General features: G+C 68.1%; 16 protein-coding genes. 4 read left to right on the top strand and 12 right to left on the bottom strand.

All coding sequences use genetic code 11. The features are described 5' to 3' along the window. Positions 1-136: 136 nt before the first annotated feature. The 6 genes from ACFVYE_RS30140 to ACFVYE_RS30115 all read right to left on the bottom strand — a co-directional run bounded on the left by ACFVYE_RS30140 (position 137) and on the right by ACFVYE_RS30115 (position 7,108). Positions 137-757 carry a hypothetical protein gene (locus ACFVYE_RS30140; protein ID WP_383976728.1) on the bottom strand — a complete coding sequence of 207 codons (621 nt, stop codon included), beginning with the start codon at positions 755-757 and terminating at the stop codon, positions 137-139. A gap of 60 nt (positions 758-817) precedes the next feature. Continuing rightward, positions 818-1,528 (bottom strand): ribonuclease HII, encoded by a 711-nt coding sequence (locus ACFVYE_RS30135; protein ID WP_383976730.1) that lies wholly within the window; start codon positions 1,526-1,528, stop codon positions 818-820. Positions 1,529-1,923: 395 nt separating this feature from the next. After that, a complete protein-coding gene (locus tag ACFVYE_RS30130; protein WP_383976732.1) occupies positions 1,924-3,663 on the bottom strand; it encodes a DUF4153 domain-containing protein in 1,740 nt (579 codons plus the stop codon). 234 nt (positions 3,664-3,897) lie between these two features. Then, positions 3,898-4,800 (bottom strand): ADP-ribosylglycohydrolase family protein, encoded by a 903-nt coding sequence (locus ACFVYE_RS30125; protein WP_383976734.1) that lies wholly within the window; start codon positions 4,798-4,800, stop codon positions 3,898-3,900. Positions 4,801-4,812: 12 nt separating this feature from the next. Beyond that, complete coding sequence (locus ACFVYE_RS30120; RefSeq protein ID WP_389607740.1) at positions 4,813-5,472, bottom strand: histidine phosphatase family protein; 660 nt, start codon at positions 5,470-5,472, stop codon at positions 4,813-4,815. Between the two features lie 25 nt (positions 5,473-5,497). Then, positions 5,498-7,108, bottom strand: coding sequence for an ABC-F family ATP-binding cassette domain-containing protein (locus tag ACFVYE_RS30115; protein WP_389607739.1), 1,611 nt, complete (start codon positions 7,106-7,108; stop codon positions 5,498-5,500). Between the two features lie 166 nt (positions 7,109-7,274). On the opposite strand from ACFVYE_RS30115, the gene ACFVYE_RS30110 reads away from it, so the two are divergent. Beyond that, positions 7,275-7,982: a TetR/AcrR family transcriptional regulator gene (locus tag ACFVYE_RS30110; RefSeq protein WP_383976739.1), complete on the top strand. Its 708-nt coding sequence runs from the start codon at positions 7,275-7,277 to the stop codon at positions 7,980-7,982. A gap of 58 nt (positions 7,983-8,040) precedes the next feature. On the opposite strand, the gene ACFVYE_RS30105 is transcribed toward ACFVYE_RS30110, so the two are convergent. Beyond that, positions 8,041-8,646: a YdbC family protein gene (locus ACFVYE_RS30105; protein ID WP_389607738.1), complete on the bottom strand. Its 606-nt coding sequence runs from the start codon at positions 8,644-8,646 to the stop codon at positions 8,041-8,043. 89 nt (positions 8,647-8,735) lie between these two features. Between ACFVYE_RS30105 and ACFVYE_RS30100 the strand changes: the two genes are divergently transcribed. Both ACFVYE_RS30100 and ACFVYE_RS30095 read left to right on the top strand, forming a co-directional pair. Next, entirely contained in the window at positions 8,736-9,692 is a 957-nt protein-coding gene (locus ACFVYE_RS30100) for a DUF1152 domain-containing protein (protein WP_383976741.1), read from the top strand. A 133-nt stretch (positions 9,693-9,825) separates the two neighbouring features. After that, positions 9,826-10,362, top strand: coding sequence for a TerD family protein (locus ACFVYE_RS30095; protein ID WP_383976742.1), 537 nt, complete (start codon positions 9,826-9,828; stop codon positions 10,360-10,362). 160 nt (positions 10,363-10,522) lie between these two features. On the opposite strand, the gene ACFVYE_RS30090 is transcribed toward ACFVYE_RS30095, so the two are convergent. Next, the gene (locus tag ACFVYE_RS30090; protein WP_383975208.1) at positions 10,523-13,417 is read right to left on the bottom strand and encodes a vitamin B12-dependent ribonucleotide reductase; all 2,895 of its coding nucleotides are present in this window, start codon (positions 13,415-13,417) and stop codon (positions 10,523-10,525) included. A 162-nt stretch (positions 13,418-13,579) separates the two neighbouring features. Further along, positions 13,580-14,092, bottom strand: coding sequence for a transcriptional regulator NrdR (gene nrdR, locus ACFVYE_RS30085; protein WP_093898913.1), 513 nt, complete (start codon positions 14,090-14,092; stop codon positions 13,580-13,582). 534 nt (positions 14,093-14,626) lie between these two features. On the opposite strand from nrdR, the gene lexA reads away from it, so the two are divergent. Then, on the top strand, positions 14,627-15,421 hold the full coding sequence (lexA, locus tag ACFVYE_RS30080; RefSeq protein ID WP_093898912.1) for a transcriptional repressor LexA: 795 nt from the start codon (positions 14,627-14,629) through the stop codon (positions 15,419-15,421). 84 nt (positions 15,422-15,505) lie between these two features. Here lexA and ACFVYE_RS30075 read toward each other — a convergent pair whose 3' ends face one another. Genes ACFVYE_RS30075 through ACFVYE_RS30065 form a run of 3 tightly spaced genes read right to left on the bottom strand, consistent with a single transcriptional unit; the run spans position 15,506 to position 20,298 of the window. Next, entirely contained in the window at positions 15,506-17,476 is a 1,971-nt protein-coding gene (locus ACFVYE_RS30075) for an ATP-dependent DNA helicase (RefSeq protein ID WP_383975205.1), read from the bottom strand. 50 nt (positions 17,477-17,526) lie between these two features. Beyond that, on the bottom strand, positions 17,527-19,431 hold the full coding sequence (locus tag ACFVYE_RS30070) for an IucA/IucC family protein (RefSeq protein ID WP_383975202.1): 1,905 nt from the start codon (positions 19,429-19,431) through the stop codon (positions 17,527-17,529). A gap of 60 nt (positions 19,432-19,491) precedes the next feature. Then, the gene (locus ACFVYE_RS30065; RefSeq protein ID WP_383975199.1) at positions 19,492-20,298 is read right to left on the bottom strand and encodes a GNAT family N-acetyltransferase; all 807 of its coding nucleotides are present in this window, start codon (positions 20,296-20,298) and stop codon (positions 19,492-19,494) included. Positions 20,299-20,318 lie beyond the last annotated feature (20 nt).

Below are 20,318 nucleotides of genomic sequence, written 5' to 3'. Positions count from 1 at the left end.
CTCCCCCGCCGGGCCCGGGGGGGGGGGGGGGGGGGGGGGGCCCCCGCCCGCCCCCCCCCCCGGCCCCGCGGCCCCGGGGGCCCCCCCCCCCCCGGCCGGCCCGCCCCCCCCCCCACGGCCCTGAGTCCCCTACGGATCAGACGCCGGCGCCGAGCACCGCGTTGATCCGCTGCGGGTCCCCGCACACGATCAGCAGGGCACCGGCACGTTCCCGCGCACCGGACAGTGCATCGGCAACGGCGTCACCGCCGTCGCCGTTGACGGCGACGATCACCACGGGGCGGGGCTTCACCCGCTCCGTGGCTGCGGCACCGGCGAAGAAGACGTCATCGCCGGCTTCGTGCTGCGCCCAGTAGGCGGCCTCGCCGAAGGAGAGTTCGTGCACTGCCCACGGGTGCTGCTCGCCAGTGGTGAGCACCAGGATGTCGCCTGGTGCGCGTCCGGAGTCGAGCAGCAGGTCCACCGCTTCGTCGGCAGCGTCGAGTGCGCCGACAGCCGAGGCGGGGATCAGCTGGATCTGCGGTGCGGAACGATTCTCCGGCCGGGCCGCCTGCGGCTGGCCGGAGGTGGAGTGCGGACGCTGCGCCGGGGGCGCGGGCCTCGCGGGGCCGGGTCCCGGGCGACCGGGGCGCGGCATGGCCGCTGAACGCGGACCGGGTACAGGACGGGGGGTCGACGCGGTGCGGCCTGCGGCCGGAGAAACGCGGGGACCCTGGACGCTCTCGTGAATCTGAGGCTCCTCGGGGATGAGAGGCATGGGTGGTTGTCTATCAAACGCCGACACGCAAGGCATCAGCGGGTGGGTACATGTGCGCGATCAGAAGTCGAAGCCGAGTTGGCCCCCGCTTTCCAGTGCAGCCGCCTCGGCGGAGAAGCGGACCTTCTTGAGGTGCTGCCACCTGGGCAGCGCGTCGAGGTAGGACCACGAGAGGCGGTGGTGGGGTGTGGGTCCCCACTCCTCCAGCGCGGCCCTGTGCACGGGCGACGGGTAACCGGCGTTGGCGTCGAAGGCGAAGGCGGCGTACTCGCCGGAATCCGCACCCAGTTCGGCCATCATCGTGTCCCGTCGGACCTTCGCGATCACCGAAGCAGCCGCGACCGCGATACAGGACTGGTCGCCCTTGATCACTGTGCGGACCTGCCAGGGCCGTCCCAGGTAGTCGTGTTTGCCATCGAGTATCACCGCGTCGGGCCGCACCGGCAGGGCTTCGAGGGCGCGCACAGCGGCGAGGCGCAGTGCAGCCGTCATCCCCAGGTCGTCGATCTCCTGCGGAGAGGCATCACCCAGACCGAACGCGGTGACCCAGCGCTCCAGCAACGGGGCCAGTTCCGCGCGGCGCTTGGGACTGATCAGCTTGGAGTCGGTGAGTCCGGCGGGGGGTCTGCGAAGACCGGTGACGGCCGCACACACAGTGACCGGTCCCGCCCACGCTCCGCGTCCGACCTCGTCGACACCAGCGACGGTCTTGGCACCAGTGGTAGCGCGCAGTGAGCGCTCGACGGTGTGCGTGGGTGGTTCGTACGGCATGGCGCCTGTCAGCGTACGCCGATGGGGAGACCGACAACACCCCGGGGCGCCCGACGGCCGCCCCGGCCGCACACCGAGGCGCAGAGCGGATTGCGACACGGTCATGGGCCCCGGCGTTCAATTTGCTGCGGTATACGCGCCCGAAGAGCTGTGCGCACGGAGGCGGTGCTCACGAAGTGTTGTGCCGGCGCAAGGAAAACGCGACTGAGGATCACCAGCTGAGGTGCTCAGCAGTGACTGCATCACATTCGTGAAGCACGGAACGCAGCGCCGAGCCGGGACGGCGGACCTTCTTCCTGTCGCACAGAGCATTGGGCACGCCGCCGCAGCCCCCACACAGCAGATGCAGGCCGCACCGCGGTGGCTCGGCCTGCACCTGTGCGGGTCAGCCCACGTCAGTACGGGTCGTAGGGGTCGTACGGATCGTCTCCGTCACCGCCGCGGTCACTGCCTCCGCCGCTCGTACGCGACGCGTTGCATGCCTGCGCCAGATCGTTCGAACTCCGCTTTCCCAGGATGTCCTGGGCCCGCGCCTCGCCCCAGCTGGTGGCGTACCAGGGATCGTCCGAATCTTTCAGCGACCGTTCAATGTCCATGAGGGCGCAGGAGCGGAGCGGCTCGGGCAGTGTGTCCAGGGCGGGTACGGCGTCGGCCGACAAGCCCCGGAGGTAGTCGATGTCGATCGAGTGGTGGCTGCGGTACCGCTGAACGTTCTGCTCCGCGATCAGCCCGTCGGGCGAGATCAGTCCGAACGCGAACACGGCGACGGCTGCGCTCGCAGCCACGGCGCGCGGCAGCAGGCGGGCGCCGAACACTCCGGCCGCCATGATCAGGACCAGCACCACGCCCAGCCAGAGTTCCACCGCAGCCACGGATATTCGAAGCCGCGTCAGACCGTACGCATCGACGTACAGGTCCATGCGCCTCAGCGCGGACGCCACGACGATGAGGGTGAGCAAGCAGAGCACGCCGAGCACGCTCCGGACGAGAGTGCGGTCGCTCCTCCGTCCGCGAGGGGACCAGCGCAGAGCGAGTGCGATCACCAACAGCGTGAGGAGGGTGGCCCAGAGAAGCTGCCAGAAACCCTGCCGGGCGTACTGGGAGTAGCTGAGATCGGTCTCCGCCATCACCTTGTCGTATCCACCGAGCAGCACAGTGAGCTGGATGGCGATGAAGACGGCGAACAGCAGATTCAGCACGATGAGCGGCAGGGACCATTCCAGCCGCCCACGTGCCTTCCCCGGACGAACGGCGATGCCGTCCCAGCGCACCGGGGCAGCTGCGGTGTACGCGGCGGCGAGCGCACCGATCAGGCCGACGGCAAAGAGGAACAACCGCCAGGGGCTGTCGCCCACCGACACATCGGGTATCAGCTTGCCGAGCACATCGGCGAAGGCGGCATCGGCGCTTGCGAACAGCGCCCCGAACACGATGAGCAGGACGACCGCCACCGCAGTGGTACGGACTACCACACCCAACCGGCCTCGGGAGCCCGTCATCCGCTCGCGCACGCCTCGCCAGCCCCAGGCCAGACCGTCGGCGATGGAGCTGAACAGGCCCAGTGAGCCGAGAAACACCCCGAGCCAGCTGCGGCTGCCGTGCAGGGCGAGTGAGCCCAGCGCGACGGCCGACACAACGGCGAGGAAAGTGGGCCATCCAGCGTCCCGAAGGGCCGGGATGGCGAGGAGCGCCAAGCCGCCGACCGCCCAGACAGCTGTCCATGGGCGGAGGCGGCGACCGGCCGTCTGTGCGGCGAAGAAAGCCGCGAGCGCTGCGGGGACTGCGGCGATCAGCAGATTCAGGCCGAGGCCGTCACCCAGCAGCAGCGCGCTCAGTATCGCGGTGGCCAGGACGGAGTACAGCGTCGCGCTCTGAATGGTGGCGGGCCTGGCCGGGCGCAGCCGCGAGAGCACGGGGGCCTGGGGTTGACCTGGCTGCCAGGGGTTGGGCGAATGCTGTTGCCCGCCCGATTGCGCGTATGCCGGCACTTTCGGCGGCTCGGTAGCGGCTCCGCGAGACTCCGGCAGCGGGGCCTTCGCCAATGCGGTCGGCTCGGACGTCCCGGCCTGACCCGACGGCTCGGACCGCTCTGGGGCATCTTCCTGCCGGGGCGTTTCTGACGTGTGATCGGACATGGGACCCCTCCCCCACCGGGGTCTGCACGCACCGCCGCTGGGCAGCGCGGGGGCACCCCGGCGTCTCATTTCGGTGCACACCCGTCAGGATGATCATCGAGGGCGGCGTGGCCGAAAGAGTAGCTTCCCCTTGCTGTCTCCGAGCGCGTGAGGAAGGGCTGTGGCAGTACCGTGACAGTCGGGTGGCCCGGCTGACGCGGTTGCATCGTTGGCGGCGCTGTCGTCGCCTTCGGACTATTGCGGGAGCCAGTCCGGCAGCTCTTCCGTCTGTGCCGACCAGTCGGCAGGCGGTGCGCCCGCCTTGCCCGCTGCCACGATCCCTCCGACGATCGCACAGGTCGTGTCGACGTCGCCGCCCGCTTGGGCCGTCAGCCAGAAAGCCTGCTCGAAATCGCCGAGGCTCCGCGCCGCCGACCAGAGGGCGAACGGAACGGTGTCATGCGCACTGGTACGTCGGCCGTTGCCGAGGACCGCCGCGACCGTCCCGGCATCGCCGTAGTCGAGCATGTCGCGTGCCCGGCGCAGTCCGGCACCGACCGCGCTGCGCGGAACGAGTGCGATCACGCCGTCGAGGAGCTCCGTCGGGGTGGGTGGTCCCCCGGTCGCCGCCGCCAGAGAGGCTGCGGCCGCAACCGCCATCGCGCCCACGACCGCCTCGCGATGCTGGTGCGTGGGGTACGAGGAGATCTCGGCCTGGTGTGTGGCCTGCTCCGGATCGTCCGCGTACCAGGCGCCGAGCGGCGCAATGCGCATCGCCGAGCCGTTGCCCCAGGAGCCCTGGCCCTTGAACAGCGCCGACGCCAGTTCCCGCCAGTCGCCTCCTTCTCGTACCAGCCTGAGCAGCCGGTTCACGGCCGGGCCGTATCCCCGGTCGAAGTCATGATGCTCGGCGAAGGAACGAGCGAGCGCGTCCTGGTCGATTCGCTCGTGACCCGCCAGCACGGCCAGCACCGATGAAGCCATCTCGGTGTCGTCCGTCCACTGCCAGGGGCCGGGGGGAAGTTCGCGCTGCTTCAGCAGCGGATAGTTGGCGGGCACAAAGAACTGGGAACCCAGTGCGTCCCCCACGGACAGCCCTCGCAGGCTGGCCAGGGCGCGTTCGAAACGTTGGTCGGAAGCAGAGTCAGCGGTTGTCATCGCTCTTCCACTCTATCCGGTGATGCCGTACGGCTCAGGAGTACGCCAGCGCTCGAACGGCCGGTCCAGGGTGTAGCGCCCGTCCTCTCCGAGTATCAGTGTCCGGGTCTCCCCGTTGCCCGGATTGGACAGTGACTCGAACTCGGCCACCGACCAGTGGAACCAGCGCATGCAGAACAAACGCATGGTCAGTCCGTGCGTGACCAGCAGAACATTCGGCGGGTGGTCGGGGGCTTCGAAGCTGCGGTGCAGACTTTCCAGAAAGGCCCCGACCCTGTCGTACACATCGGCCCCGGACTCTCCCTGCGCGAAGCGGTAGAAGAAGTGACCGTAGGCATCCCGGTATGCCTTCTGCAGCCTCACGTCATCGCGGTCCTGCCAGTTCCCCCAGTCCTGCTCCCGCAGCCGCGGCTCCTCTCTCACACGCACCCGCTCAAGGTCCAGCCCGAAGGACCTGAACGTCTCGTGTGTGCGGCGATAGGGCGAGACATACACGCTGACCTGCTCGCCGTCGAACAGCTCGCGCAGCCGCACGCCCGCCTCCCTGGCCTGCCGCAGTCCTGTCGCGGTGAGCCTCAGTGCATGGTCCGGCTCACGCTCGTACACCGTGTCATCCTCGTTGCCTTCGGACTCCCCGTGCCGGACGAGGACAATGCGTTGCGGTCGTGCCATGTACCGACCCTAGATCGACTGCGGTTCATTCGAGCAGTTGTCCGGAATCCATCCGACGAATGTCGCCGGTGAAGCGACGGCGCAGCAGCCGGTCGTGGGAGACCACCACCAGCGCGCCCTGCCAGAGAGTCAGAGCTTCTTCCAGCTCCTGCACGAGTCCGAGTGCCAGATGATTCGCGGGCTCGTCGAGCAGCAGCAGGTCCGCGGGCCGGGCCAGCAGACGGGCGAGGGCGAGCCGTCTGCGCTGCCCCGCGGAAAGCGATCCGACCGGCACCTGGAGATCCCGGGGCCTGAACAGTCCGTACGAGAGCAGCAGTTCCGCCCGCTCTTCGTCGGTGAGCGCCAGTCCTCGGCCGAATGCCGCGAGCACACGCTCCGCCGGGCGGTGCATGGGTATTTCCTGCGCGAGATAGCCGATTCCACCCCGCCGGACGACTCGGCCCGCGTCCGGTTCGAGTACGCCTGCCATGACACGGAGCAGAGTGGATTTCCCTGCTCCGTTGCCGCCGTGAATCAGCAGTCTCTCGCCTGCCGCCACGCACAGCCGCTCGACTGCGAGCCGATCACCGACCCGTACGTCCGTAAGGGACACCAGCTCCCCCTCGGTCGCGCCGGCCGTGGGCCGAGCGGTGAAGCGCAACGGGTCCGGCGGCCTGGGGACAGGCTCCTCCCTCAGACGCTCCAGACGCTTGCGAGCATTGCGGATCCGCCCGGACACCGAGGCCTGGACCCGGCCCGCAGCCCGGTCGTACGCCATCTTGTTGTTGTCCTTGATGGTGCGGCCGGCCGCGACACCATGAGCCGTGGTCGCCGTGTACTCCTCCAGTTGCGCCGTCTCTTCGCACCACTGCACATAGGACTGTTCCCAGCGCCGCCGCGCCGCGTTCTGCTCTCTCCGGAATCCCGCGTATCCACCGCCGTAGCGCACAACCGTCCGGCGGTCGGAGTCGACCTCCAGGACTGCTGTGGCCACGCGTTCCAAGAAGATCCGGTCATGGGACACGGCGATCACCGTGCCGGGATGGGACAACAGGGCACCCTCCAGCCATTCGAGAGCGGCTCCGTCCAAGTGATTGGTGGGTTCGTCGAGCAGCATCACCTCGGGGGACGCCGCTATCAGGCAGGCGATGCCGAGCCGTGCCTGCTCACCGCCGGAGAGACTGCCGAGCCTCCTGGCCGGCTGTATGTGTGCCAGTCCGAGGCCGTGCATCGCCTTTTCGACGCGCGCGTCCGCTTCATATCCCCCGCGCAACTCGAACGCCGTGAGCAAGTCCCCGTAGGCGGCCAGCGCGGCGCTGTCGGCCGTGCCGAGCTCCGCCTCGGCTTCCCGTAACCTCCGCTCCATGGTGCGCAGTTCCGCCAGGGCGTCGTCGATCGTGTCCTGGACCGTGCTGTCGGGCGGCAGCCGTGGAGTCTGGGCCAGCAGACCCGTGCCGCGGACGGCGGCTGTGAACGCACTACCGGAAGCGGGCGGTTCGAGGCCGGCGAGCAGGCGAAGCAGCGTCGTCTTCCCCGCGCCGTTCTCCCCCACGATGCCGATCCGCTCACCTGGGCGCACGGCCAGCGAGACATCGTCGAGCAACAGCCGTTCACCTCGGGACACGGTCACGGCGTGCAGAGAGATCTGTGTGGGCAAGGGCACCTCCGGACGCGGACAACCAACAAGCAACGGAAACAGCGGCAACCGGCGGGGAACGACCGGGAAGTACTCGGCCCGCCTCGCGACCGCGAATAAACGCAATCAATGTCGCATTAAGGCGAGTGTGGCAGACTGGAACGCACTAACGCAACAGGAGTAGCAATTGACTGGACAGGGATCCGTCGGGAAGGCCGGGCAGGAAGCCGCCCCGGAGACCGATGTTCCGGCAGTCCCGCTCGCCCCCGGCACCCGCCGCCCGGGCGGTCGCACCGCTCGGACCCGCGCGGCTGTCCGGGATGCTGTCCTCACCGGCCTGGTCGAGCACGGCTACCCAGGCCTCACCGTCGAATACGTCGCGGAGCACTCCGGCGTCCACAAGACGACCCTCTACCGCCGCTGGGGAAACCTCGAAGGGCTCGTCGTGGACGCCCTGGACCTGGCTGGAGAGGACGGCTGGACACCGCCCGACACCGGAAGTCTGGAAGGAGATCTGCGCGCCCTGGCGCACACGACAGCCGACGCCTTCACGGACCCTGCCGCAGCGGCCGCACCGACCGCGTTCATCGCCGCGGCCTTCCAGTCCCAGCGCGCCGCCGAAGCGCTGAGCGCCTTCTACTCGGAGCGGTTCGCCCGCTGCGAGGTGATCGTCGCGCGCGCCGTCGCCCGCAACGAACTGGACCGGCAGACGGATGGGGGAGCGCTGATCAGGGCCGTTGCCTCGCCCTTGTTCTTCAGGCTGTTCGTCACCCGCGAGCCCATCGACGAGACGCTGGCCGCCCGGGCTGCCGACGCTGCCCTCGCAGCTGCCCGAGCGGGTGTCTTCAGTACTCCACCCATCTCGACCCCGCCCATCTCGGCCGAACCTGCATGATCAGCAGTCGAATCGCCCCCGGCGCACTGTCCCCGCCACACCGATCCGTGTCGGCCGTTCACACCGTCCAGGACGGCTCAAGCTGCACGACATCTCCCGCCACCGCCGCCACATCGTCCTCGGTCCGCGCCCGTTGAGTCAGCCGCTCGATGCTCCCCGCCCGATACTTGCCACGCTCGGCGCTCGACTGCCACATGGACAACACGAGGAACTCGTGCCCCGGCGCCTCCCCGAACACCCCTCGCAGCATGCCCGGTGATCCGGCCATTGCCGGATTCCACACCCTCTCCTGCATCAATGCGAAATGCTCGACCCGGTCCTCGTGCACCTTGCTGTGCGCCACCCTGACGACATCCGCATCGGTGAAGCAGGGATCAAAGCCGGTCTTCACATCGAAGCGGTACTCGAACAGCTTGACCTGGATGCTGCTGTACGTGCCGGACTGCTCGGCAGCCAGTCGGTCGTGCGCGCGCGCCATGAACGAGTCGTAGAAGACGCGGTTCTCCCAGAAAGCAAAGACGTGGGCCACTTCCGGACGCCCTCGACTCCACCCGCCGCCCTGTCCCCTGAACCCCGGCTCACCCAGCAGCCCCGCCCACTTTCGCTGTCCCCGCTCAAAACCTCGACGGTCCACCACGGTGCAACGAATCCACTTGACCAGCACCGCGCCATCGTACGGTGCCGAACGTGGCACGGGTCACGCTCTGCTGGAGTACGCCCGAATCAGTGGCCGTGAATCGCAGAATGATCTCCATGGCCTCGTTGCACACCAACTCCCTGTTCTCCCGACTCGAATCCGCAGAACGCATCCTCGTCGCAGGGGCCGGCGGCGGCTTCGACATCTATGCGGGGCTCCCCATCGCGCTCTCCCTGCTCCACCAGGGCAGGCACGTCCAGCTCGCCAATCTGTCGTTCAGTGCTCTCGAAGGGCTGCCCATCGACGCCTGGCTCGCGCCGGACGTCGCCGTCATCACCCCCGAAACGGCCCTCCACCAGGCCTACTTCCCGGAACGCACCCTCGCCCAGTGGCTCGCCCTGCACGGCTACCCGAGCAGTGTGCACGCCTTCTCCCGAGTGGGCGTGCAACCCCTGCGTGCCGCCTACCGCGCGTTGATCGAGAAATATGACATCGATGCGGTCGTCCTGGTCGACGGCGGTACGGACATCCTGATGCGCGGCGACGAATCCGGCCTCGGCACACCGGAGGAGGACCTGACCAGCGTCGCGGCACTCGCCGCAATCGACGTACCGGAACGCCTGGTTGTGTCCATCGGCTTCGGTATCGACGCCTATCACGGGGTGAGCCACGGCCTCGTGCTGGAGAACATCGCCACCCTCGAACGCGACGGTTCCTTCCTCGGCGCATTCTCCATATCCCGTACGACACGCGAAGGCGCCCTCTTCGTCGATGCGGTGGCACACGCTCAGCACCACACCCCTGACCACCCCAGCATCGTCAACGGATCGATTGCCGCAGCAGTCCAGGGAGCCTTCGGAGACGCCCAGTTCACCTCGCGCACCCGTGGCAGCGAACTCTTCATCAACCCGCTGATGACGCTCTGCTTCGCCTTCGAGCTGGACGGAGTGGCCCGCAACTGCCTCTATCTCGACCGCATCGAGCACACCCACCTCATCCGACAGGTCAGCAGCGCCATCGAGATATTCCGGGAAGAGGTCCGCCAGAGACCACCGCGCCGGATTCCGCACTGAATCGCCTGACCGGCAATGGCCCGATTCCGTCGCCGACGGCCAAGCCGGTTGGATCCACGGTCGGTTACGGACATGATCGGGTGGTGTGAACAGCCCGACGACGGCCCAGCGGCAAGCCAGGGAGGCAAGTCCGATGAGCACGCCCAACAAGGACATAGAGAAGGTCGAAGTCAGGCTCAAATGGGATCCCAGCCCTCCGGGTGCCCCGGCCCATGACCTCGACATCATCGCGGCGACCTACCTCGCCGAGGCGCCGTACGGCAGCCCTGCATATCTCGTGCACTTCGACAGCCGCTCCCCGGACGGCACCATCACCCTCAACCGCGACAGCAGGACCGGCCAGGGCCTCGGTTTCGACGAGGTCATGACTCTGGAACTGGACCGGTTGTCGGCCACGTACACCCGGGTCGTCGTCGGAGTCGCCATTCAGCAGCGCGACGGCCGCAGGACATTCGCCGAAATAGCGAACACCGGCGTTCAGATTCGGGAGGGCTACACGAATCTCGCAGAGGACGACTTCTCCGCGGTCGGCGCCGCCACCGCGGCAACCGTCGCCGAGTTCATCCGCGGTGCCTCCGGCAGCTGGGAGTTCCACGGATCGGTCCGGGGCTTCGACGGGGACCCCGATTCGTTCGCCGGAATGATGGGAAGCCGTACGCCCGGAACGTGACACGTCACAGGGCGCGTCCACCCAGCACACGTCCCGTACCTGCCCAGGAGCGGCACGACGAAGGGGACCGACCATCGGTCGGTCCCCTTCGTGCGAGCTGCTGATCAGCTAGGCGCGCAGGCTACGTCGGACGTTGTGTCCCACGCGATGGCGCCGAGTGTCAGCTGCAACCGCTGGTCGAGCCGCAGCCCTCGCAGATGTAGCAGGATCCGGCGCGCTGCATCTTCGTACCGCAGGAGAAGCAGAGCGGCGCGTCCGCGCTGATGCCCAGCTGCATCTCGACGAGCTCCGCCGAGGTGTGCGCCGTCTTCGGGGCCGGCTTCTCGGCCTCCTGCACGGCGGCCACCGCCTTCAGAGGCTCCGTCCGCAGCGGGGCGGACTGGGCCAGGCCTTCGACGTCCAGCTCGTCGTCCTCCAGGGAGGGCTCGTACGAACCGGTGTCGAGGTGCCGCTGGCGCTCCTCGGCCGAGTGGATGCCGAGTGCCGAGCGGGTCTCGAAGGGCAGGAAGTCCAGCGCGAGGCGGCGGAAGATGTAGTCGACGATCGACTGCGCCATCCGCACATCCGGGTCGTCCGTCATACCGGCCGGCTCGAAGCGCATGTTGGTGAACTTCGAGACGTACGTCTCCAGCGGAACGCCGTACTGCAGACCGACCGAGACTGCGATGGAGAAGGCATCCATCATGCCCGCGAGGGTGGAGCCCTGCTTGGACATCTTCAGGAAGACCTCACCGAGACCGTCGTCCGGGTAGGAGTTGGCGGTCATGTAGCCCTCGGCGCCGCCCACCGTGAACGAGGTGGTGATGCCGGGACGGCCCTTGGGGAGGCGCTTACGGACCGGGCGGTACTCGACGACCTTCTCGACCGCGGCACGGATGGTGCCTTCGGCCTTGGCGGTGACCTCGGCCTTCTCCTTCTCCTTGGTCTTCGCGGAGAGCGGCTGGCCGACCTTGCAGTTGTCGCGGTAGATCGCGAGCGCCTTGACGCCCATCTTCCACGCCTCGAAGTAGACCTCTTCGACGTCCTCGACGGTGGCCGTCTCCGGCAGGTTCACCGTCTTGGAGAGCGCGCCGGAGATCCACGGCTGGATCGCGGCCATCATGCGCACGTGGCCCATCGCGGAGATGGAACGCTCGCCCATCGCGCAGTCGAAGACCTCGTAGTGCTCGGTCTTCAGACCGGGGGCGTCGATGACATTGCCGTGCTCGGCAATGTGGGCGACGACCGCCTCGATCTGCTCCTCCTGGTAGCCCAGGCGGCGCAGGGCCTGCGGGACGGTGCCGTTGACGATCTGCATCGAGCCGCCGCCGACCAGCTTCTTGAACTTGACCAGGGCGAGGTCGGGCTCGAGGCCGGTGGTGTCGCAGGACATCGCGAGACCGATGGTGCCGGTGGGGGCGATGACCGAGGCCTGCGCGTTGCGGAAACCGTTCTTCGCGCCGAGGCGGATCACATCCTGCCAGGCCTCCGTGGCGGCCGCCCAGATCGGGTTGTCCAGGTCGTCCATGTGGACGGCCACGGCGTTGGCGTCGGCGTGCTGCTTCATGACGCGCTGGTGCGGCTCGGCGTTGCGGGCGTAGCCGTCGTACGGGCCCACGACCGCGGCGAGCTCGGCGGAGCGCTTGTACGAGGTGCCGGTCATCAGCGAGGTGATGGCACCGGCGAGGGCGCGGCCGCCGTCGCTGTCGTAGGCGTGGCCGGTCGCCATCAGCAGAGCGCCGAGGTTGGCGTAACCGATACCGAGCTGACGGAAGGCGCGGGTGTTCTCGCCGATCTTCTGGGTCGGGAAGTCGGCGAAGCAGATGGAGATGTCCATCGCGGTGATGACCAGCTCGACGACCTTGGCGAAGCGCTCGGACTCGAAGGACTGATTGCCCTTGCCGTCGTCCTTGAGGAACTTCATCAGGTTCAGCGAGGCCAGGTTGCACGAGGTGTTGTCCAGGTGCATGTACTCGCTGCAGGGGTTCGAGCCGTTGATCCGGCCGGACTCCGGGCACGTGTGCCACTGGTTGATCGTGTCGTCGTACTGGATGCCCGGGTCGGCACAGGCCCAGGCCGCCTCGGCCATCTTGCGGAAGAGGGACTTGGCCTCGACCTCTTCGATGACGTCACCGGTCATCCGGGCGCGCAGCCCGAACTTGCCACCGGACTCGACGGCCTTCATGAACTCGTCGTTCACACGGACCGAGTTGTTGGCGTTCTGGTACTGGACGGACGTGATGTCGTCGCCGCCCAGGTCCATGTCGAAGCCCGCGTCGCGCAGGGCGCGGATCTTCTCCTCTTCCTTCACCTTGGTCTCGATGAAGTTCTCGATGTCGGGGTGGTCGACGTCGAGAATGACCATCTTGGCCGCGCGTCGGGTGGCGCCACCGGACTTGATCGTTCCGGCGGAGGCGTCGGCACCGCGCATGAAGGAGACCGGGCCGGAGGCGTTGCCCCCGGAGGAAAGCAGCTCCTTGGAGGAGCGGATGCGGGAGAGGTTCAGGCCGGCGCCGGAACCTCCCTTGAAGATCATGCCCTCTTCCTTGTACCAGTCGAGGATCGACTCCATGGAGTCGTCGACGGCCAGGATGAAACAGGCGGAGACCTGCTGCGGCTGGGGCGTTCCGACGTTGAACCAGACCGGCGAGTTGAAGCTGAAGATCTGGTGCAGGAGGGCGTATGCCAGCTCGTGCTCGAAGATCTCGGCGTCCGCGGGAGAGGCGAAGTAGCCGTGGTCCTCGCCGGCCTTGCGGTACGTCTTCACGATCCGGTCGATGAGCTGTCGCAGACCGGTCTCGCGCTGCGGGGTGCCGACGGCCCCGCGGAAGTACTTGCTGGTGACGATGTTGACCGCGTTCACCGACCAGAAGTCGGGGAACTCGACGCCACGCTGCTCGAAGTTGATCGAGCCGTCGCGCCAGTTGGTCATGACGACGTCACGGCGCTCCCACGCCACCTCGTCGTACGGATGTACGCCGGGGGTGGTGTGGATGCGCTCGATACGCAGACCCTTGCTCGACTTGGATCCCTTGGCTCGGGAACCTCGTGCCGGGCCGCTCGCCGTCTCTGTCATGCCGCCTCCCATATGTGGGCAAAAACGCCCTGAAGTGCCCAGAACTTCCCGGGGCACAGTCTGTCTCTGATGCTCCGGGTGCCACGCACAGCACCCGGAGCAGGTCTATATACAGCCGCCCTGTCGCCGATCCACGGACCTGTGTCGATCGGCCGGTGCCGCTCAGTCGGCGGCGACGGCGGGAACGGGGACCTCAAGGGTCTCGCCCCTCCCGCGCTCCTCCACGGGAGGCCGCCGTTCGCGGAGTTCCGCGATGGCGGCCTCGAAGTCTTCGAGTGTGTCGAACGCCCGGTACACGGACGCGAAACGCAGATACGCGACGAGGTCGAGTTCCTGCAGGGGGCCGAGGATGGCCAGACCCACGTCATGGGTGGTCAGCTCGGCGCTGCCGGTGGCACGCACCGCCTCCTCGACCCGCTGGCCGAGCTTGGCGAGGGCATCCTCGGTGACCGGCCGCCCCTGGCATGCCTTGCGCACACCGGAGATGACCTTGGTACGACTGAAGGGTTCGGTCACACCGCTGCGCTTCACCACCATCAGCGAGCAGGTCTCCACCGTCGTGAAACGGCGGGAGCAGTCGGGGCACTGACGGCGACGGCGGATCGACGTGCCGTCATCGGTGGTGCGACTGTCGACGACCCGGCTGTCGGGGTGCCTGCAGAAGGGGCAGTGCATGGCTCCCAACCCTCCTTCACAGCACGACTGAATAGCCTCTTCAGGGCCCGTCAGGACCCCTCGAAGCAGTCACAAGCATAGGCGATGGCCGCACCCCCGGCGGACGAGGGACCACAACTTCTGGGCGGCTGGAACAATCCAACCACTAGATCTTGGGTTTGGCCGCTCATTCAGCCCTAGCGCGTGTCGCGCATCGCGGGCGGACCGCAGGCAGCGTACGGCCGAGCACGAGGTTACGGGAACCGCGCGGCTGCCAGGATTGCGGGGCTCCCGCTGTCAGACTCGGACAACGACGCGGAGGCCACCCCGCATGGCGATGCCGCGCCGGCGAACGCTACCGTAATAGTCCGAATTGCCGGTCGGCCCAAGAGGTCGGCCCAAGCAGGATCCCGGTCACTCCAGCCTTTGCTCATACACCCAGCAGTGAACACACGACAGACTTTTATTCGTTTTTCACTCGAACGTGTGTTTGGCGCAACCTTTCGAAAGCTACTACCGTTGTCCAGCTAGGGAGACCATTCGAGAGGGGCCGACGTGACCACCACCGCAGACAGTGCCACCATCACTGCCCAGGACCGCTCCCAGAGCCGACTCGAGCCGGTGCATGCCATGAATGACTCAGTCACGAACACGGAGGGGCCAGAGCCCGTGCGCCCGGCGCGCTCGTTGCCCGGTCGACCTCCAGGTATCCGGGCGGACAGCTCGGGGCTCACGGACCGGCAGCGGCGAGTTATCGAGGTGATCCGGGACTCCGTGCAGCGGCGTGGCTACCCGCCCTCGATGCGGGAGATCGGTCAGGCAGTGGGCCTGTCCAGCACGTCCTCCGTCGCCCATCAGCTGATGGCCCTGGAGCGTAAGGGTTTCCTGCGTCGCGACCCACATCGCCCGCGGGCGTACGAGGTCCGCGGTTCGGACCAGCCCAGCTCGCAGCCCACCGACACAACGGGAAAGCCCGCGGCGTCGTATGTGCCGCTGGTCGGTCGGATCGCAGCCGGCGGCCCGATCCTCGCCGAGGAATCGGTCGAGGACGTCTTCCCGCTCCCCCGCCAGCTGGTCGGTGACGGAGAGCTCTTTGTCCTCAAGGTCGTCGGTGACTCGATGATCGAGGCGGCGATCTGTGACGGTGACTGGGTCACCGTGCGCCGCCAGCCCGTCGCGGAGAACGGCGACATCGTGGCAGCCATGCTGGACGGCGAGGCCACGGTCAAGCGCTTCAAGCGGGAGGACGGCCATGTGTGGCTGCTCCCGCACAACTCCGCGTACCAGCCGATCCCGGGCGACGAGGCGACCATTCTCGGCAAGGTGGTGGCGGTACTGCGGCGGGTGTGAAGACTCGCCGGTTCCGACCGGGCCCCGGGATCCACTGCGCCGATCCCGGGGCCCTGCTTGTGCCCGCCGGACACCCGGGGCGGGCTACTGGTCGTTGGCCTTGGCTGCCGCGTCGATAGCCGCGAGTGAGCGGCGCGCCTGGTTGCGGTCGGTGGTGTACCAGAAATCGGGCAGCGAGGCGCGCAGATAGCTGCCGTACCGGGCGTTGGCCAGCCGCGGATCGAGCACCGCGACCACTCCCTTGTCGCCCGTGGCCCGTACGAGCCGGCCGGCGCCCTGAGCCATCAGCAGCGCGGCATGCGTCGCCGCGACGGCCATGAATCCATTGCCTCCAGCCTCCTCAACCGCCTTCTGGCGTGCGCTCATCAGCGGGTCGTCGGGACGTGGGAACGGGATCCGGTCCATGACCACCAGCTGGCAGCTGGCCCCGGGCACATCCACGCCCTGCCAGAGCGACAGCGTGCCGAAGAGGCAGGTCTCGGGATCGGCTGCGAAGTTCTTGATCAGCTCTCCGAGGGTCTCCTCGCCCTGCAACAGGATCGGCTTGTCGATCCGGCCGCGCAGTTCCTCGGCAGCGGCCTGGGCCGCCCGCATGGACGAGAACAGCCCGAGGGTGCGCCCGCCCGCCGCCTCCACCAGTTCGGCGAGCTCATCCAGCATGTCGGTGCGAGAACCCTCCCGACCGGGCGTGGCCAGATGCCTGGCGACGTACAGGATTCCCTGCTTCGGGTAGTCGAACGGCGACCCGACGTCGAGCCCCTTCCACTGCGGAATGTCGTCGCCCGCAGTGCCTTCGGGAGCGAGTCCGAGCGACGCCCCCACCCCGTTGAAATCCCCGCCCAGCTTGAGCGTGGCAGAGGTGAGGACGACGGAGCGCTCGGCGAAGAGCTTCTCGCGCAGAAGTCCGGATACGGAGAGCGGGGCGACCCGCACAGAGGCGCCGAAGCGGTCATGACGCTCGTACCAGACGACGTCGTACTCCGAGCCCTGGGTGATGCGCTCGGCGACGCCGTGAATCGTCTCCACCGATGCGAGTGCCTGCTTCCGGACGGCGTCCTCGTCCTGGACGGACTTGTCCCGGGTGGCGCCCAGGGCCGAGATCACCGTGCGCGCGGCGTCACGAAGCGCCAGCAGTGCGTAGCCGAGATCCTCGGGGACCTCTTCCAGACGACCGGGGAGCGCCAGCTCCATCACTCTCTCGAAGCCCTCCGACGCGGTCTGCAGGGCGTCAGCGGCCTTCTCGTTGACCAGCTTCGCCGCTCGGCGCACCGCCCGGTTGACCTGGCCGGGGGTGAGCTCCCCGGTGGCCACTCCGGTGACCCTGGAGACCAGCTCATGGGCCTCGTCGACGATCAGTACCTCATGCTGCGGAAGCACGGGGGCGCCCTCGATGGCATCGATGGCGAGGAGGGCGTGATTGGTGACGACGACATCGGCGAGCTTGGCACGCTCACGGGCCTGCTCCGCGAAACACTCCGCGCCGTACGCGCACTTGCTGGCGCCCAGGCATTCGCGGGAGGAGACGGAGACCTGCGCCCAGGCACGGTCGGATACGCCCGGGGTGAGGTCGTCGCGATCGCCTGTCTCGGTCTCGTCCGACCAGTCCCGCAGCCGAAGCAGATCCTGACCGAGCTTGCTCGACGGGGCCGCTGCTTCGAACTGATCGAAGAGCCCCTCCTCCTCGTCCTGGGGCACTCCTTCATGGAGCCGGTGCAGGCAGAGATAGTTCGAGCGGCCCTTCAGCATGGCGAACTGGGGACGGCGGCGCAGCAACGGATGCAGGGCGTCGACCGTGCGCGGAAGGTCGCGCTCCACGAGCTGGCGCTGCAGTGCCAGGGTCGCCGTCGCCACCACGACGCGCTCCCCGTGCGCCAGCGCGGGCACCAGGTAGCCGAGGGACTTGCCGGTGCCGGTGCCGGCCTGGACGAGCAGATGGGCATTGTCGTCGACAGCCTCGGCAACAGCCTCGGCCATGGCGGCCTGGCCGGGCCGTTCCGTACCGCCGACGGCGGTCACGGCGGCGTGGAGGAGCTCGGGGAGGGATGGCTTCGTCATAGCTCGACCAGCCTACGGGGCACCACTGACAACGGCGATCACTCCCGGACTCAGACGGAGGGGTGGAGCGGGTTGGGCACGGTCCCGTGAATGGCGGCGTGCGGGCGCCGGGGGCGGTCCCGGTAACCGTCCACATGCAGGCGGTTGCGGTTCAGACAGAGACGTTCGATGCGGGGCGTCAGCATGTCGAACATCTCGAATCGCTCCTTGAGCTCGGGGAAGCGGGCGTGGTGCCGCAGGATCTCGGCCCGCACGAGTGACCAGAAATCGGCCTCCGGAACTCCCAGCTGTTCCTCGCACAGTGGGGACAGGAAACGAAAAACACCGATGAACAGTCCGGAGTGGATGAACTGGGTGAGGAAGGAGGGCTCCTCGGTGAGCAGGATGCGGCGTACGTCCTGCGGCATCGACTCATGCTCCGGCAGCGGCTGGGCGCTGATGTTCACATCGTCCACGAAGTCCTTGATCGCCAGACGCACCGGTACGTCCTGATTGTCGAAGACGACGATGGCGTTCTCGCCGTGCGGGGAGAACACGGTGCCGTAGCGGTAGAGGAAGTGCAGCAGCGGCGGGAGCAGCGCGGCGAAGAGCCGGGTCAGCCAGGCGGTGGGCGTGAGCCCCGAGCGGACGACGAGCTCGGCCGTGAAAGCGCGGCCCTGCGGATCGGTGTGGAGCAGCGAGGCGAGGGTCCGGGCCCGTTCGCCCGGCGCGAGCCGGGGCTGGAGGGGTTCTCGCCAGATCGCGCCGAGGATTTCCTTGAACTGGTACGGGGCCTCCGGAAGGTGGTCGTAGAGCGGATGCTCGACGGTCACGGAGGCCACCTCGCCGAGCAGGATGACCTGGCAGGTGTCGCGCAGAAAGGCGTCCCGGTCACGCAGACCCTGGACCCAGGTGGTGACGGCGGGGGCCGCGAGGGTGCGTTCGGTCGGCAGTCCTCGCCAGACCAGCGTGTTGAGGATCGACAGGGGCAGTTTGACGGTGTGCCGGTCGGGGCGGGCCACGTTGGTGAACGTGCGGATGGACTGCTGAGGCAGCCGGAGATCGGCGTCGGTGTGGAGCGGAACGATGTCGCCTGCGGCAATGGCCGGGGCGAAGACCGGAACGATCCATTCGTCCCACTGCCAGGGGTGCACGGGAAGACACAGATAGCTGCCGGGATCGAGGTCGCGGGCGCGGAGCACGGCGGCGAAGGAGTCGCGGACCGACGGGTCGAGTTCCTGTACGTACAGCTGCTCGGGTGTGGCCAGGCCGGTCACTCCGCGGTAGGCGGCGATCCTGGTGGAGACGGCGATCCACGGCAGCCTGACCGGCGTGCGGGCCTCCGGTGTGTATCGGGAGGCGTCGGTGGCGGAAAAACCGAGGCGTCCCTTGTTGGCAACGAGCCAGGGGTGTCCTGTCTGGTGCCCTTCGAGCTCGGCGTAGTCGAGATCGGCCAGCCGGGCGGCGGAGAGCGCGGTGTGGTCGAGCCGGGCGTCGGCGGCGAGGGTGGTGGTGATCTCGCGGATGAGGTGGCCGAGGGTGGCACCGTCGATCCCGAGGAGGTGGCGGGCGCGGGCGAGGAACTGCAGCGGGTCGCGGAAGGGGACGGTGTCGGTGTTCCGGCCCCGCAGTGGCTCGGCAGGCTCGCCCCGGCCGCTGTCCCGCGTCGAGTCGGCCAGAGACTCCCGGGAGCTCCCGCACGTCTCCAGAACCGAATCGGGGGCGATGTGCCAGCTGCCGTACACGCCCCGTCGGGCGCTGAAGCTCAGGGTTCCACCGTCATCGAGCCCGAGGGTGTACGTATCGCGCCCGACGGCCTGCCGGACCGGCGCGATGACTTCCTCGTAGGCGAATTGACCGAGCATCTTCGCGAGCAGTCGGGCGGCGGCTGCGTTCCAGACCGTCCGGTTCAGTTCTGGCGTGCTGAGCAGGTCGGCAGACTCCGCTGAATCATGGCTCGCAGGATATTTCGGCACGGGGACTCCTCGGGATGAAACCGATGGGGTTCGAGCGGTGTATGCAAAACAGCAGATCGTTCACAGCTGGGCACGGTGGGTTCGGTCGCGGACCATCAGGGCGGCTCGCTTGTCGGGGAGTTCGACTTCCGCGGAGAAGCGGAAGCCCGCGCTGAGGAAGGCGGAGACAGAAGGGGTGTTACGCAGGTCGGGCTCTGCCACAACACGTGCGCACCGGGGACGGCTGTCGAGCACGAGGTCGGAGACGACCCGGAGCAGGGTGGTGCCGACCCCGCGTCCGCGGTTGTTCACACCGCCGATGAGGAGGTGGATTCCGGTGTCGTGCGGTCGAGCGGGGTAGTGACGCGCCAGCGGATCGAGATCCGCGCGGTAGATCTCCCAGTAGCTCATGGGAACGCCTGCCAGCACGCCGAGGCACGGGACGCTGCGCCCGTCGCCGTCGAGTTGAGGGCGCAGATGGTCGGCTGTGACGGATTCGGATCCGGCAAGTTCCCAGAATGCGGCGACTGCGGGGTCGTTCATCCAGCGGCTGATCACGGCCAGATCGCGCTCCAGTCGCACGGGGACGAGTTGGAACCCTCCGGCCGGGGTGGTGACCGGTCCCCAGTCGGCAGGGTGGTCGAGCAGATCGGAGGCGGCCGGCCTGCTCATGGTTGCCTGCGCGCCTGTGGCCGGGCCCGCGTCGTCCGGTTCGGACGACGCGGACGCGTCCGGCGACCGGGGGCGTGTCGCGGTGGCGGGTGCGTCCTCGCCGAACAGGGCGAGGAGTTCTTCGGAGAGCGGCAGGTCCAAGGTGTCCTCGGCGCCCGTGTCGGCCTGTGGAGCAGGGCCGGTACCGGCGTCGGTGTGCGCATCGGCGGGAGCCACGGTGTCGCTCTCCTCTCGGC

Origin of the sequence: Streptomyces sp. NPDC058239, assembly GCF_042882185.1 — a bacterium.
Taxonomy (GTDB): Bacteria; Actinomycetota; Actinomycetes; order Streptomycetales; family Streptomycetaceae; genus Streptomyces.
This window is presented reverse-complemented; position numbering and strand designations above follow the sequence as displayed.

Excerpts from the sequence above, each read along its gene's own strand:
- ACFVYE_RS30140 (WP_383976728.1), bottom strand. The coding sequence starts at position 757 with ATGCCTCTCATCCCCGAGGAGCCTCAGATTCACGAGAGCGTCCAGGGT.
- ACFVYE_RS30135 (WP_383976730.1), bottom strand. The coding sequence starts at position 1,528 with ATGCCGTACGAACCACCCACGCACACCGTCGAGCGCTCACTGCGCGCT.
- ACFVYE_RS30130 (WP_383976732.1), bottom strand. The coding sequence starts at position 3,663 with ATGTCCGATCACACGTCAGAAACGCCCCGGCAGGAAGATGCCCCAGAG.
- ACFVYE_RS30125 (WP_383976734.1), bottom strand. The coding sequence starts at position 4,800 with ATGACAACCGCTGACTCTGCTTCCGACCAACGTTTCGAACGCGCCCTG.
- ACFVYE_RS30120 (WP_389607740.1), bottom strand. The coding sequence starts at position 5,472 with ATGGCACGACCGCAACGCATTGTCCTCGTCCGGCACGGGGAGTCCGAA.
- ACFVYE_RS30100 (WP_383976741.1), top strand. The coding sequence starts at position 8,736 with ATGGCCTCGTTGCACACCAACTCCCTGTTCTCCCGACTCGAATCCGCA.
- ACFVYE_RS30095 (WP_383976742.1), top strand. The coding sequence starts at position 9,826 with ATGAGCACGCCCAACAAGGACATAGAGAAGGTCGAAGTCAGGCTCAAA.
- ACFVYE_RS30090 (WP_383975208.1), bottom strand. The coding sequence starts at position 13,417 with ATGACAGAGACGGCGAGCGGCCCGGCACGAGGTTCCCGAGCCAAGGGA.
- nrdR (WP_093898913.1), bottom strand. The coding sequence starts at position 14,092 with ATGCACTGCCCCTTCTGCAGGCACCCCGACAGCCGGGTCGTCGACAGT.
- ACFVYE_RS30075 (WP_383975205.1), bottom strand. The coding sequence starts at position 17,476 with ATGACGAAGCCATCCCTCCCCGAGCTCCTCCACGCCGCCGTGACCGCC.